This window comes from Deltaproteobacteria bacterium HGW-Deltaproteobacteria-2, assembly GCA_002840505.1.
Classification (GTDB): domain Bacteria; phylum Desulfobacterota; class Syntrophia; order Syntrophales; family Smithellaceae; genus Smithella.
Window position 1 is genome coordinate 456,429 of record PHBC01000002.1, and the last position, 15,201, is coordinate 471,629.

Below are 15,201 nucleotides of genomic sequence, written 5' to 3' on the forward strand. Positions count from 1 at the left end.
GTGAGTGAAGGGGTTCGAACCCTCGACCTCCGGGGCCACAACCCGGCACTCTAACCAGCTGAGCTACACCCACCATTTTTCGCTTTGGTGCGCCTGGAGGGATTCGAACTCTCGGCCCACGGATTAGAAGTCCGTTGCTCTATCCAACTGAGCTACAGGCGCATTTTTTTAACCATGTGCCAAAAAGATTTAGCGTCTTATCGTCTTAGCCTTCTTTTGTCAAGACATAATACTGATGAAATTTAAACAATCTTAAACTTGTATTTACTACCGGACACTATATCACGGACATAATACCCTACGCTTTGTCCCCACCGCTTCGGGATTCAACTTACCAATATGCTGCGCCTAAAGTGACCTTCAGGTTATTCGCTTTCGGATTTGGAGTTTCGCGAATAATAAAATCCTGTTAAAAAATCATCGGTTATTTAACATAACCTGCTATGCCGTCAAATTTATATATTCTTTTATTAATTTTTCCTCCTTGAAGATCCGTCGAATAAAAATAGTGACCCGTTTTTGCATTATACCAGCGATAAAGCTCTCTGGTATTGGTAAGTTTTGATGTCGCAATGTTACCTATCATGCCTTCATATATATATCCCCGCAGGTCTTTTCCCCCGCCAGTATAATTATAATGGTAGAAATGACTTTTTTTCTGCGGATTATACCAGCGATAGAAAGAGACTGTTCCAGGATTGTCCGGCTTAAATAACCGGAAAGCTATTCCCTCTTTCACATATCTATTTTGAATCAATCTTTTTGTTTCCGCCTGAGGATCAGCCGTAAACAGATAATCAGTCCCGTTGTAATATCTGTAAATATCCACAACCTTCAATATATTTTCTGGAAGCACTTCTGCAAAAATCTCAACTAAAGCTTCACCCCTGTTTGTATCAAATACAATATCATCAACGTAATTGCCCGGATCGATTTGCCCCGCATTGAAAGAAACGTTGAGATAATTTGTTTGTCTGGTCGTCGCACCGGAATTGGGCACAATTTTTATACTTCCTTCGGGGAAATAAGCCGTACGTCCTCCCAGTATTTTCACTCCTTCAAATACCAAACGGCTGTTTTTACTGACTATAGTAAAAACATGTGGACCATCGGCAAGTCCTTCCGCCACCAATAGTTCTCCTTTATTTTCTTCCATGTCTTCAAACAACTCAATATTCTCAATCGAATTTTTATCAATGGACATGGATATATTGACTTCATCTTCCTGATAAGTTGCTAAATACAGAATTATTCCTGTTCCATTGAAATTAACCTTGATAAAGTTTTCACCTTCCGCACCAGAAGGATAGCCATTGCTTTCCTTCCACTGGCCCATTATTTCAATTTTATCTTTTAAATTAACTGGAACATTATATACACCGTGTCCCCGCACTTCTTCATTGATAAATGATATATATTTGCCCTGATGAAAATCATCAGGAAAATCTTCTTTCGCATGTTTTCTTGCCGCTACCGACCATTTCAACATTTCTTTACCGCTGTTGCTTACCATTATTTTTTTGGAAACTGTTTTCCCCTGCAGGATGCTTCCCATATCGAGTCGTAAAGGATTTAGATTAATTGAAGGATTTTTCTGAGTATAACCTATTGTAAACATGGCAAAGATTGTTTTCTGACCATCTGAAGAATTAATTTCTATCGCTGTTTTATGCGCGCCTGCCTGAAATTCTTTTCGGCAGATAAGCTTTTCACTTCCTGATTCAAGTTTCATTTCCACATAACTGGATGTACTTTTTTGTTCGTCCTCTGATTCTTTAGGCAGCAACCGAATTCCCACTTGCAGGGAACCGGAATTATTTTTTATTACGCCTGATAATTTACGGTTTTCTAATTTTTTCCACCCACCAGGACCATCTGTTGACCAATCAACAAAATCAGAACTTATACTCTTTAATGTAAATACTCCTTCGCTTGACTTATCTGCACTAATAGTTCCTAAATTAATTTCCTGCGGTTTTACCGTCAATATTTGCTGTGTGGACTGTTTTTCATCCTTATCCAATGGTTTCTGAATGTTTTGCTTTATAACCGGATGACTCTTTTTCTGACTTAAACTGTCTTGGGCAAAGACAGTCATAGGATAAACAATCATTACTAAAGTTATAATGATAAAATAATTTTTTATCTTCAATATAAACACTCCTTAAAAACACTGTTGTGTTCCTAACTCAAAGCTCTGAATTGCGCAACTATTTTAAAACTTTTGGCAGGAAAAATCATCAGGTTTAAATTTTAAGATTATATTATCCTATGTCCATAGTTTTATAATTAAAGTGTAATATCATTTTTAAAAGACTTGACATACATGGCAAACAAGATATAGCTTTCTCCCAATTTTTCGTTTATCCCGTCAGAAGTGCAAAGTTCTTCAAACGGGGTAAAAAACTAAATCCACAAAACAAAATTTCTGATTTAAAAGATCAGGTAATTATGAATTACAGTATTCTAAAATACTGGATCGCACTAAAATCTATCTCCGGCGTCGGCAATATTACTTTTCTGGCACTAATGGATAAGTTTGACTCTATATCAGATATTTTTACCGCACCCCTTTCAGAATTAAGAGTAATTCCCGGAATTTCCCAAAATACCGCTACAGCTATTGCCGGTTTCAAAAACTGGGACAAGGTTAAAGAAGAACTTGAACTTTTGGATAAAAACAAAATCAATGTAATTACTTGCCAGGACAAACTTTATCCAGCGAAACTATTGAATATTTATGATCGTCCTCCTTTAATATATGTTCGCGGCAATTTAAAGAACGAAGATATAAATATCGCTATAGTCGGCTCACGAATGGCCAGCACATATGGCAAATACACAACAGAAAAAATCAGCCGCGAACTCGCTCTTAAAGGTTTAACAATAGTCAGCGGTATGGCCCGGGGTATTGATTCCACAGCCCACCGTGGAGCTTTAACAGCACACGGCAGAACTATTGCTGTTCTGGGCAGCGGACTGGACGTTATTTATCCGCCGGAAAACAAAAAATTGTTTGATGATATTATTCAAAATGGTGCGGTTATTTCTGAATTTCCGCCAGGAACACCGCCACTTTCAGCCAATTTCCCGACACGTAATCGTATAATCAGCGGCATGTCCTACGGCGTTGTAATTGTAGAAGCCGGAGAAAAAAGCGGCTCCCTTATTACGGCAAGACTCGCACTGGAACAGGGACGGGAAGTCTTTGCTGTTCCCGGAAGTATCGATTCCGCAGGTTCGCGCGGAACAAATAAATTGATTAAACAGGGTGCAATATTAATTGAAAATATCGATGATATCCTGGATGAAATCATGCCGCAGCTTGAATTTACGACAGCATTGAAAATACCCAAGGCTTCCGGCGCTGAAATAATTGAGAAAAAAAGCCATGAAATACTGGATGAAGTTGATCAGAAGATATTTGATTTTGTTTCCCAAGGCCGCATTCATATTGATGATTTGATTTCTTCTACAGGCTTGCCATCCGCCGGTATCTTGAGCGCATTGACAAAGATGGAATTGCGAGGAATTGTTGAGCAGCATCCGGGTAAATTTTTCTCTCTAAAAAAATAATTATTTATATTTATATCGTCATTGAAATGATAAAATTTATCTTTACAAAACATTTTCTTCCATTTATAGGGGCACTTTATTTGTGAGAATCAAACTTTAAAAGCGAAGGGCATGACCTAAATGTCACACGTTAAAGTTTGTGAGTCGTAACGAGACTAGCCGAAACGAATCCCGACGAGTCGGGATGAAGTTTGGAGTTATAGTCGAATTATTCCGCTAAAAGCGGAGGGTTTCATACCCGTTTTTTTCAAATTGAAAGGGTGTTTATGGCGAATTCTTTAGTTATTGTGGAATCTCCCACTAAAGTTAAAACTATAAAAAAGTTTCTCGGAGCCGATTTTAATGCTGTGGCTTCTATGGGACATGTGAAAGATTTACCGAAAAGCACTCTGGGCATTGATCTGGAAAAAGACTTCGAACCGACATACAATGTAATCGAAACAAAAAAGAAAACCATCGATGATCTGAAAAAAGCTGCGAAGAGCGCGGAAAATATTTACCTCGCCCCCGATCCTGACCGGGAAGGAGAAGCAATCGCCTGGCATATAGCGGAAATCATCAACGCTAAGAATAAAAATATTTATCGCGTTCTGTTCAACGATTTAACCAAAAACACCGTTATCGAAGCCATCAAAAATCCACTGCAACTTGATTTTAATAAATATGAAGCTCAGCAGACAAGACGTATTCTCGATCGTCTGGTTGGTTATCAGATCAGCCCTGTTTTGTGGGACAAGGTCAAAAGGGGCCTGAGCGCGGGACGCGTGCAATCAGTCGCCGTGCGCATGATTTGCGACCGTGAAGAAGAGATCAACAAGTTTGTTCCCGAAGAATACTGGAATCTGGTAGCGCAATTCGAAGGCAATAATCCGCCGCCCTTTGAAGCGAAGCTTCTTAAAGTTGACGGCAAAAAAGCCAAAGTAACTACAGGCGAACAGGCCGCAAATCTGGCCGCGAAACTCAAGGAAGCGGATTTCAGTGTCGAAAAACTGGAAAAAAAAGAAGTCAAACGTTCCGTACCGCCGCCTTTTACAACAAGCAAACTCCAGCAGGAAGCTTCCCGCTGGCTGCGTTTTTCAGCAAAAAAAACCATGATGGTTGCTCAGAAATTATACGAAGGAATAGAACTGGGTAAAGAAGGTTCCGTCGGTCTGATCACTTATATGAGAACAGATTCTTTCCGGATAGCTGAAGAGGCTATTAAAGACGTGCGCGATTATATCAGAGAAAATTATTCTTCAGATTATCTGCCGCACAAACCTCATTTTTATAAAAACTCGCAAAAAGCTCAGGATGCCCATGAAGCGATTCGTCCCTCTAAAATGACGTACAAACCAAAAGATATAAAAAACTATCTGTCTGCAGATCAATTTAAACTTTATCAGCTCATCTGGAACCGCTTTGTTGCCAGCCAGATGAACCCGGCAATTCTTGATCAGACTACCATTGACATAGCGGGCGCCGGTTGCATCTTCCGCGCTCAGGGACAGATCATGAAATTCCCCGGCTTTACCATTGTCTATACCGAAGGCAAGGACGATAAAGAAGAAAATGGTAACGGCAACGATAAACTTCTGCCGGAAGTCAGCGAAAAAGAAAAACTCAAGCTACTTAAGCTGAATACGGAACAGAAATTCACGCAGCCGCCGCCGCGTTTTTCGGAAGCATCGCTTGTGCGCGAGTTGGAGGAAAAAGGAATCGGACGTCCCAGCACTTATGCGACCATTATCTCCACCATTCAGGATCGCGAATATGTCAGTCTGGAAAAAGGGAAATTCCACCCTTCTGAATTGGGAATGACGGTCACTCAACTTCTGGTAAAAAGTTTCCCGACGGTTCTGGATCTGGCCTTCACCGCGGATATGGAAAACAAACTCGACGCCATCGAAAGCGGCGAAAGCAAACGCGTGGAAACACTCAAAGAGTTTTATACTCTTTTTGCCGACGAACTGAAGAAAGCCAAAACGGAAATGAAAAACCTCAAACAAGAGGAGACTCCAACCGATCTGGTTTGCGAAAAATGCAACTCTCCGATGGTGATTAAATGGGGGAAAAACGGAAGATTCCTCTGCTGTTCCAATTATCCCAAATGCAAGAACACTATGAATTTCACCCATGACGAAAACGGAAAGGTAACGCACGTGGAAACAAAAACAACGGAAATCAAATGCAATAAATGCGGTAAAAATATGATTGTCAAAGAGGGACGTTTCGGACAGTTTCTGGCCTGCTCGAATTATCCGGAATGTAAAAACACAATGACTGCAACAAAAAACGAAAATGGCGAAATCGTCGCTCAGGAAGCGCCGACAACCGATGAGGTTTGCGAAAAGTGCGGCAAACCCATGGCCATCAAACGTGGACGTTACGGTCAGTTCCTCGGCTGCACAGGTTATCCCGAATGTAAAAATATCAAAAAAATGGGCAAGGACGGCAAAGTAACAAATCAGGAACCCGTATTGTCGGACGAAAACTGCGAACTGTGCGGCAAACCCATGGCCGTTAAGCGCGGACGTTTTGGACAGTTCCTGGGTTGCACCGGTTACCCCGAATGCAAAAACATCAAGAAAATACCAAAGAACAAACCCAGTGAGTAAATCTGATCAGGTCATAATCATCGGCGGAGGATTGGCCGGCTGCGAAGCTGCCTGGCAACTGCTGCGGCGGGGTCATACGGTTCATCTGTATGAAATGAAGCCGCAAAAATTTTCGCCAGCCCATAAGATGGAAAATCTGGCGGAACTGGTTTGCAGTAACTCTCTTAAATCCAACTCTCTGGACAACGCACACGGCCTGCTCAAGGAAGAAATGCGCCGTCTCCATTCCTTAATAATATCTGCGGCAGACAGCACCGCCGTTGCCGCGGGTTCCGCTCTGGCAGTAGACCGATTTTTGTTCGCCCGGGAAGTGGAAACGCAACTAAATCAACAAAAAAACTTTTCACTTCACAGAACTGAAATTACGGAAATTCCGGAAGAAGTGTTAACGATAATTGCTACCGGCCCGCTTACTTCCGACGCGCTGGCGCAGGAAATATCCCGTATACTAAAGAGCTCTTATTTATATTTTTACGATGCCATTGCTCCAATAGTCGAAGCCGATTCAATTAATATGAACAAGGTCTTCCTGGCTTCGCGCTATGATAAGGGCACGCCGGATTATTTAAATTGCCCTTTATCCGAAGAAGAATACAAACGCTTTCATCAGGAGCTGCTGTCCGGAGAAAAAGTTCTTGCCAAAGCATTTGAAGATGTCAAACATTTTGAAGGATGCCTGCCTGTAGAAGTGCTGGCCGCTCGCGGTGAAAACACACTCGCCTTCGGTTCGATGAAGCCGGTGGGATTGATCGATCCGCACACGGGTGTAATGCCTTATGCCGTTGTTCAACTACGCAGGGAAAATTCATCCGGCACTCTTTTTAACATGGTCGGATTTCAAACAAAACTGACCTGGCCTGAGCAACAACGTATTTTTCGCCTGATTCCCGGCCTGGAAAACGCCGAGTTTGCCCGGTACGGTAGTATTCACCGCAATACTTATGTCAACTCACCTTCTCTTCTCGCGCCTTCCCTGCAACTAAAGAACAATGAAAATATTTTTCTTGCCGGTCAGATTACCGGCGTGGAAGGATATACTGAATCAACAGCCATGGGACTTTTGGCCGGACTGAATGCCGCCTTCATTGTTGAAGGGAAAAAACTCCAGCCACCACCAGCTCAAACAGCCATCGGAGCATTGCTCCGTTATATAACTTCTGCCGAATCTGCCGATCACTTTCAGCCCATGAATATTAATTTTGGTCTATTGGATACATTACGTGGTAAAAAATTAAGAAAAAGAGACAAAAATATTCTTTATGTAAGTCAGGCATTACGGTCTTTGAATGATTGGACGACCGCTCAATTTTTAAATTAATACATATTCTATTGACATACAAAACGATTTCCTTTATATTATACAGATCCAACAACAAGTTTTTATCTAATAACAACTTTGTTAAACTACCATATACTTCAATATCAAGGAGAACTTAAATGCCAATGCAAATCTTTCGCAGCTCGCTTGTGCTTATAAAGCCAGATGCTCTTAAAAACTCATTAACCGGATACATACTTTCACAATTTTCTCATTTTCATGCCGGATTGCGTTTTGCAGCCTTAAAGGTTGTCTCCGTAAACCATACCTTGGCCGAAGAGCACTATGCAGAACATAAAGGCAAATTTTTCTACGCTTCGCTCCTGCAATATATCCGAGGTTTTATCCATTTTCCTGATGATCCGGGGAAACGCAGGGTTATCGCGATTTTATATCAGGGACCAAATGCCATCAAGACTATAAGAACTATCTGCGGGCCAACAAATCCCCACGAAGCAAGGCAGAAAAATCCGGGCTGTATTCGCGCACTCGGAACTGTCGTTCCTCTAAACGATGAAAAAGGTAAATTCATCGGGAACAGAACGGATAACCTCATTCATGCCTCAGCAAACCCGGAAGATGCGGAGCGAGAAATCAAACTCTGGTTCCTACCCACAGATATACCACCGATTATGCGCAGCTTTCCCACAGAAATTAACGAAGACTATTATTATTATAAGGACTCTGTGATAACTACAATCCCCAAAAGGGGTAGTTTCTGTTTCCTCTCGCCCGGAGATATAGTCTGGAAATCCGATTTAAAAGTGCTGCGACAGCTAAAAGAAGGCAGAAAGCTGGATTATTCGGTTAATGCCGTTATTGCCAAATACTTAATTAACAGAGAGAACGAAACTATTTAAATCTTTTATTGGAAACTAACTAATCTATCACCGGATGCTGATAATTACATATACTTCCGCTACTATAAACATAACTCAGAGAAATATCCTGCGGGCGAACATGTGTTGCCGTCCACAATGATTTTTTTTATCAAGCAGAAAGCTATTTAAAGCTAGCTATACTTCTGGCTTAATCATTATGAACAGAATGTTTTTTACAAGCCATATACGATTATTAAAAAACTCTTATCCAAAAATGCGAAAAACCATTCTTCCATCAAGAAAAAGTAACCTGTTCACCCCTTTATTCAACCCTTTAGCGAAGCGATAAAGAACTATTTTTGTTGAAAATTAAGCTCTTCAATGATAGAGGCTCGTTTTGTTGGAGCATAAGAAAATATCATGCAAATATCGCAGAAAAGAAAAAACGACCAACAAGATAATTTACTGGAAGAATTACTGCGGGAGAAGGCGGCCGTATTGAGTCGTGCCGGCATGGCTGTAGATGATGCCATCGGGCAATTGACGTGTGTGAATCGGGAAATCGAAGGAAAGATTTCACTTTTAAAAGCTTTGAGCGGAAATGAGCACACCGCGGAGATATTGCAAAAAAAACAATTGATCCATGAAGAAATTAATTTGAGCATTGATCGATTCAATACTATCCGCCAAAAAGCTCAACTGCAATATTATTATCTGATTGTTACTCGTGAAGCACTGGGTTTGCGGCGGCATGAAATGATTCAGGAAATTTACCGGATTCCGGAAAAAAAAGAAAAAATAAAGGCAATTTAATGGATAGATACAAGAAGCAGCGGACGCGGATGGTTGAAACGCAATTAAAAGCGCGCGATATAATTGATGTTCGAGTATTGAAAGCCATGAGCACTATTCCACGTCATCTTTTTATTGATGAAGGGTTGATTGATCAGGCTTATAATGACAGTCCTCTGCCAATTGATGGACATCAGACCATCTCTCAACCATACATAGTCGCACTCATGACGCAGGCATTGGAGTTAAAAGGAAAAGAAAGGGTCTTGGAAATAGGCACCGGATCCGGTTATCAAACGGCTGTGTTGGCATCTATTGCCGATCGTGTTTTTTCTATCGAACGCATTGCTTCTCTGTCTACAAACGCGCGGAAGATTCTTGATAAGCTTAATTTTTACAATGTAGCCTTAAGAGTCGGCGACGGTTCTTACGGCTGGAGAGATGAAGCTCCTTTCGACGCGATCATCATCACAGCTGCAGCACCGGAAATTCCACAGTATTTAGTCGAACAGCTTGCCGCCGGTGGAAAGATGGTTTTTCCCGTCGGCGGTCGCGATGTGCAAACTTTGTATAAACTTACTCGTTCTTTAGAAAATCCTCAAGAAATCATCAAAGAAGATCTGGGCGGATGCCGATTTGTCAGCCTGATTGGGGAGAGCGGATGGGAAAAATAAAACCATCCACCCTGATATTAATTTTTTTTATTTTATCTGAACTACCTATCATTCTTTCTTGTTTCAGTCCGCAAATGCAAAAAGAACAAACAATGGGCGTTTACCACCGGGTTAAAAAAAATGAAACAGCCCAGATGATCGCCAACGCTTATCAAGTCCGTTTACAGAAATTAGCCCAGATGAATAATGCAACTAATCTCAATTCCATTAAGGAAGGTGATGTTCTATTTATACCTGAAGCAAACCGGATAATAGACAATATCAATACAAATGTAAAAGCTACGGCTACGAAATCAGATGTGGAAATAAAGAAAGCTCTACCCAAAAAATTTAAAAATCCTGTTATAAATCAAGATGCAAAAAAAGAGGTAAGTCCCTCAAAAGAGGCGCCTGCTGCAATATATAAAGAAAACTCTTTGCCGGATACAAAATCTTCTGCAAAGCAACAGTCGAAAGCAGTTGTTTCTGCAAACACTGCGCCGCTAAAAACCCCTTCGAAGAAAAATATTCCCGAAGAAAGAGTGGAACCAAAATCCGAACTGAAAAAATCAGAGCAATATTTTAAAATAGATAAAAACAGATTTATTTGGCCGGTAAGAGGTAAAGTAAAGACTCGTTTTGGTCTCCAGCCTAACAAGACTTACAATAATTGGATTAAAATTGTTTCCAATACAGGATCAAAAGTAAAAGCGGCGGCATCAGGAACCGTTATCTTCTCTTCTGAGTTAAAAAATTACGGAGAAACAATTATTATTCGACATAAGAACAGTTTTGCCACAGTTTATACACATCTGAAAAAAAGATACGTCAGGATAGACCAAAGTGTCAAAAAAGGAGAAATAATTGCCCTGATGGCGGAAACAAACGATACCGGTGAAGCATATGTAAATTTTGAAATACGCCTGCAGGGCAAAGCGTGCAATCCGCTATTGTTTCTTCCTTAATTAATCTTTTCTGCACTCTTGATAAAAAATAAGTAATAGGTGCATTAAATCTCCGTCTTGTTTCAAGAGATAAAGACGTGTTGAAGAAGTTAAAAAAATATTAAAATAATAAATAATTACATTTAAACCATCAAAAAATAACACTAAAGATGAATATATTGTCCTCCCCCGTTGTTCATTTTTCACATCAGTAATTTTATACTCCGGCAATTATTTGATTATAAATATTTCTTGACATCAACGTTATATGAAGGTAGGAAATCGTTAATAGATTTGACCTGTGGTCATGTAATGACCTATGTTCATCTAATATCAATGTTATTAATGTAAATATTTGATTTATCAAATTGAGTAGTCTAAATTAATACTTTATCATTGTAACAATTGATAAAATTTAAAACATTAAATTAGAGGAGGCTATACAATGCGTGAGTGTGTAATTATCGACGGTGTAAGATCAGCCAATTCCCGAGCGCACAACGAAAAGGGATGGTTTCGTATGTTGAGACCGGATGAGGTCTTGACAAAAGTTTATGATGGGTTGTTTGCCCGTAACCCCAAAGTAAAACCTGAAGATATCGAATCAGTATTTGTAGGTTGTGCCAATATTACCGGCATGCAGAATGATATCGGTCGCCTTTCCTGGCTGGCCGGCGGATTTCCGGAATCGGTTCCTACCAATACCCTGACCATGCAATGTCCTTCCGGTATGGCAGCCGTTCAGCATGCCGCCCGCGCTATTATGTGTGGTGAAGGCGATACCTACATTGCTTCCGGTGTGGAAGATATGCAGAAGGTCTTCATGGCCATGCATATGGATTTTTCGCCACGTCTGATGGAGCGATATAACATTGCGGACATCCCTATGGGTTCTACTGCTGAAAAAGTGGCCGAACAGTGGAAAATCACCCGTGACGATATGGAAAACATGGCTTTCTGGAGCCATAAGAAAGCCGATGCAGCCACCAAAGCCGGCAAATTCAAAAAAGAGATCATCCCGATCGAAGGCCTTAAAGATGACGGCACGTCCTTTGTGGTTGATATCGACCAGTGGATCCGTGGTGACATCTCCAGAGAATCGATGGCTACAATGAAACCCGGTTTCAAACCCGATGGACTTTTGACTGCAGCGACATCCTCGCCACTTACAATCGGCGCGGCTGCTGTTCTTTTAATGGAACGTTCCAAGGCCGATAAGCTGGGACTTTCTTATCACCTCAAATATGAAGCCGGTGCTTTAGCCGGTTGCGATCCGACAATCATGGGCATCGGTCCCGTTCCCGCTGTTAAGAGACTTCTGGCTCGCACAGGTAAAAAAATAAGTGATATCGCCATTTGGGAATTCAACGAAGCATTCGCCAGCCAGTCCTTAGCCTGCGTCAGAGATCTGGGAATCGCCCAGAACGCGCCTTTTGAAAACGTCAACGTATGGGGCGGCGCTTTGGCGCTTGGTCATCCATTGGGCGAAAGCGGCTGCCGTCTGGTGGTCACCCTGAATACCATCATGAAGACCGACTATCCCGACGCTAAATACTGTGTTGGTACACTTTGCGGCGCTTTCGGCAATGCCGGTGCTATCATGCTCAGTAAAGCGTAAGAACTATAATTGTTATAGCTTTTATTAACAATTTTTTTTACAAGGGGGGGCTTTTCTATTGAATAGCCCCCCCCTTTTTTTGAATACTCTGAAAGTAAAATGCATTGAGTCCGGCATCGGAATTTCCTGAGCCGGACTCAATGCATTTTTATATATTATTGTTTATTTTAATTGTCAGGTATTGACGCTAATTTTTATTTGAAAGGAATAAATCGGCGTCACGTGCTGTTATATCAGGTATCTCCTCCATAGGAGTATGTCCTGCACCTTCATATTGAATAAATTTTGCCGTGGGTAATTCCCTCTTCCAGTTTTCAAAGGATGGATTAAAAGGAGTCCACACATCCTTGGTGCCCCACATAACCAAAGTTGGGGGTTTGAGATCTTTTATTCCCTCGGAAATGCTTTTATCACTGTTCAGTTTTTTAAATATGGTAAACACATCAACAGTACTGCCTTTATTGCCTTCTCTCATCATAAGCTCGAAATAGCGGTCTTTGATCTCTTTGGTAATTTTTGATTTATCTCCCCACGCCTCGGTTGCGGCCATATTAACTAAAAATCGAGGCATGATGTACCGTGCAAATGGACGTATAACGGGATTGCTCGCGAAGGACATTATGAAAGGCATTCCTTGCGGAAATCCCAACGAGTCTATTAGTATAAGTTTCTCTACTTTATCTGAATTTTTCACAGTATAGTTCCAAGCGATATAGCCGCCCAAAGAATTCCCCGCTATAGAAAACTTTTCCAAGTTCAACCTGTCTACAAATTCTCCAAACACTCTGTTAAAATACTTAACAGCTTCATCTTTTTTGTAAAAAGATGGATCGGAGAGAGAAGGATTGGAAGGCGGTCCTGTTAATCCAAATCCAGGAAGATCCAGCCGGATAATACGGTAATGTCCTTTAAGCCGTTCAGCCCATCCGTCCCATGTATGAAGTGATGCGCATACACCATGCAACAAAATTAATGTCGGCCCTTGACCTTCATCCTTGTAATGAATATTCATACCGTCAATTTCAATGATCTTCGAGTTAACATCCGCGTATTTCGCTTTCAGCTTATCAAGAGGTATGGTGGTCATTCCCAACGAAGTGCAACCCATTGTTGAGACGATCATACAGGCCACAAAGATTAAAACGAAATGTTTGACATTCATCATTTCAGTCCTTTCCTCAAGATTTTTTTCCTAATACCGGCAAAACATTACCTTTCCGATGGCGGGACTATAAGAATTTAGCTTTTCCATGTCAAGGAAATCTTGGCGATAAAATGCAAGGCAAGATATGCATCTAGTGTACTGATGCTGTACGCCTTTTTTATGTATTATTATTGCCTGTGGCTACATTCTTTTGATGGCATATTTTTTTAACGAATAATTGCTAAAAATATATTGTCAATTCCAGCGTCATGCTTTATATTAGTATCAAACATTCGAGCTAATTTATTCTGGAAAGGAGATTATAATGAAAACGTACGCAATTAAATATTTAGAACTAGCTGAAAATCACGCGGAGAAAATAGCCAAGGCTTGGGCAAAGGATGTTCAAAAAAATGCTAAAACACCAACATATAAAAGCTTGGATGAAGAAGCAATCATCTATCAATGCGTTCGATTTTATCAAAATTTCAGCAAGATGTTTCTTGATGAAAAAATCACAGACGATGTATTAAGATATTTTCGAAGTTATGCTCAGGAAAGTTATGCTATGGGTATCCCGGCGAAAGAGACCATTTACGCATTGATACTTATGAGACGGCATATTTGGTTGTATGCAGATTTTCAGGCGATATTTAGCTCCGGTATTGATCAACGGCAGGCGCTTGATACACTAAGCCGGACAATACTATTGTTCGACTACGCAGCTTATGAGGTGACTAAAGAGTATCAGGAACTCATGAAGAAAAGTAAAAAATAAAATTTAATCAATTAATACATCTGTATTTTTATATCAGATTTGAACTTAGAGAAAGGAGAATATTCTTATGGTAGATTCTATTAGGCTTCTTGATGTAACCGAACAAAACGCCGAGGAAATTGCCGAGCATTGGGCAATGGAGGTTCAAAAAAATAAAAGGACTACACATTATCAAAACATAAAGAAAGAAAAATTGGTAGTTTATGCAATCGATTTTTACCGCAATTTAAAAAAATTGCTGGTTCCCGATGATCGTATTGAATTTACCCAGAAATATTTTCTGAAATACGCTAAAAAATGTCATGATATCGGGATTCCATTACATGAAGCCATTTATGGATTAAATCTGATGCGACGCCACATGTGGCTCTATGCAGATTTTCAGGCAATTTTTATTGACGCATTGGAACACAATCAAGCCATCGACAGTATCATGCGGATTATGCTCATGATGGACTACGCAGTATATGAGATCACGCAGTATTATCTTGATAAGCAGTAAGAATCTAAAATCTTAAGCAGAGATAAAAGTTCACAAAATATAATATGACCTGAAAGCCTATGCCCTGTGTGCATAGGCTTTTTTTCATTCATTTTCCTTAAGAAAAATGAAATTTTTCATCTTTGTATTATAAATAATTTTAATAACAATAATTTAGAGCATCATACAGAAATTTGAAGTGAAAGTCACTTTGGAAGATGAATTGCCAAGTAAATGACTTTCAGTCATTAAATTCTTAGTATTATTCAATAATCATAAATAATTGATTTTATTAATTATCATAGAATTTTAGTGCAATAACAAGTAAATAAATCTTTTAAAATTTATATAATATATTGACAGAGTTGATTTTGAGATGTATAAAAGTCAAAAAATGACCTTCAGTCACTACGTTTAGTTTCGAGTTAAAAGCTCTCAATAAATATGTGGCCATTGGAACAATTTTCAAATGAATATTT

At 40.1% G+C, this 15,201-nt stretch carries 12 protein-coding genes and 2 tRNA genes; 10 read left to right on the forward strand and 4 right to left on the reverse strand.

What is annotated here, in order from left to right:
* The 3 genes from CVU62_06410 to CVU62_06420 all read right to left on the reverse strand — a co-directional run bounded on the left by CVU62_06410 (position 1) and on the right by CVU62_06420 (position 2,152).
* A tRNA-His gene (locus tag CVU62_06410) sits at positions 1-73 on the reverse strand.
* Positions 74-85: 12 nt separating this feature from the next.
* A tRNA-Arg gene (locus CVU62_06415) sits at positions 86-162 on the reverse strand.
* 262 nt (positions 163-424) lie between these two features.
* On the reverse strand, positions 425-2,152 hold the full coding sequence (locus CVU62_06420; protein PKN38466.1) for a hypothetical protein: 1,728 nt from the start codon (positions 2,150-2,152) through the stop codon (positions 425-427).
* 299 nt (positions 2,153-2,451) lie between these two features.
* On the opposite strand from CVU62_06420, the gene dprA reads away from it, so the two are divergent.
* From dprA to CVU62_06460, 8 genes are all read left to right on the forward strand, one after another.
* Positions 2,452-3,576: a DNA-protecting protein DprA gene (dprA, locus tag CVU62_06425; GenBank protein ID PKN38467.1), complete on the forward strand. Its 1,125-nt coding sequence runs from the start codon at positions 2,452-2,454 to the stop codon at positions 3,574-3,576.
* A 266-nt stretch (positions 3,577-3,842) separates the two neighbouring features.
* Positions 3,843-6,173: a type I DNA topoisomerase gene (locus CVU62_06430; protein ID PKN38591.1), complete on the forward strand. Its 2,331-nt coding sequence runs from the start codon at positions 3,843-3,845 to the stop codon at positions 6,171-6,173.
* Positions 6,166-7,491 carry a methylenetetrahydrofolate--tRNA-(uracil(54)-C(5))-methyltransferase (FADH(2)-oxidizing) TrmFO gene (locus CVU62_06435; GenBank protein ID PKN38468.1) on the forward strand — a complete coding sequence of 442 codons (1,326 nt, stop codon included), beginning with the start codon at positions 6,166-6,168 and terminating at the stop codon, positions 7,489-7,491. Before CVU62_06430 ends, CVU62_06435 begins: the two co-directional genes overlap by 8 nt.
* A 119-nt stretch (positions 7,492-7,610) precedes the next feature.
* Positions 7,611-8,351, forward strand: coding sequence for a hypothetical protein (locus CVU62_06440; GenBank protein PKN38469.1), 741 nt, complete (start codon positions 7,611-7,613; stop codon positions 8,349-8,351).
* A gap of 381 nt (positions 8,352-8,732) precedes the next feature.
* Positions 8,733-9,125: a hypothetical protein gene (locus CVU62_06445; protein PKN38470.1), complete on the forward strand. Its 393-nt coding sequence runs from the start codon at positions 8,733-8,735 to the stop codon at positions 9,123-9,125.
* A complete protein-coding gene (locus CVU62_06450; protein PKN38471.1) occupies positions 9,125-9,778 on the forward strand; it encodes a protein-L-isoaspartate O-methyltransferase in 654 nt (217 codons plus the stop codon). Before CVU62_06445 ends, CVU62_06450 begins: the two co-directional genes overlap by 1 nt.
* Entirely contained in the window at positions 9,733-10,722 is a 990-nt protein-coding gene (locus CVU62_06455) for a hypothetical protein (GenBank protein PKN38472.1), read from the forward strand. Before CVU62_06450 ends, CVU62_06455 begins: the two co-directional genes overlap by 46 nt.
* Positions 10,723-11,146: 424 nt before the next feature.
* Positions 11,147-12,319 carry an acetyl-CoA C-acyltransferase gene (locus CVU62_06460; protein ID PKN38473.1) on the forward strand — a complete coding sequence of 391 codons (1,173 nt, stop codon included), beginning with the start codon at positions 11,147-11,149 and terminating at the stop codon, positions 12,317-12,319.
* A 187-nt stretch (positions 12,320-12,506) separates the two neighbouring features.
* Here the strand turns inward: CVU62_06460 and CVU62_06465 are convergent, their stop codons facing one another.
* Complete coding sequence (locus CVU62_06465; protein PKN38592.1) at positions 12,507-13,442, reverse strand: alpha/beta hydrolase; 936 nt, start codon at positions 13,440-13,442, stop codon at positions 12,507-12,509.
* A 346-nt stretch (positions 13,443-13,788) separates the two neighbouring features.
* Here CVU62_06465 and CVU62_06470 point away from each other — a divergent pair, with 346 nt between their 5' ends.
* Both CVU62_06470 and CVU62_06475 read left to right on the forward strand, forming a co-directional pair.
* Positions 13,789-14,241 (forward strand): hypothetical protein, encoded by a 453-nt coding sequence (locus CVU62_06470; protein ID PKN38474.1) that lies wholly within the window; start codon positions 13,789-13,791, stop codon positions 14,239-14,241.
* Positions 14,242-14,308: 67 nt separating this feature from the next.
* Positions 14,309-14,743: a hypothetical protein gene (locus CVU62_06475; GenBank protein PKN38475.1), complete on the forward strand. Its 435-nt coding sequence runs from the start codon at positions 14,309-14,311 to the stop codon at positions 14,741-14,743.
* The last annotated feature ends 458 nt before the right edge of the window (positions 14,744-15,201 follow it).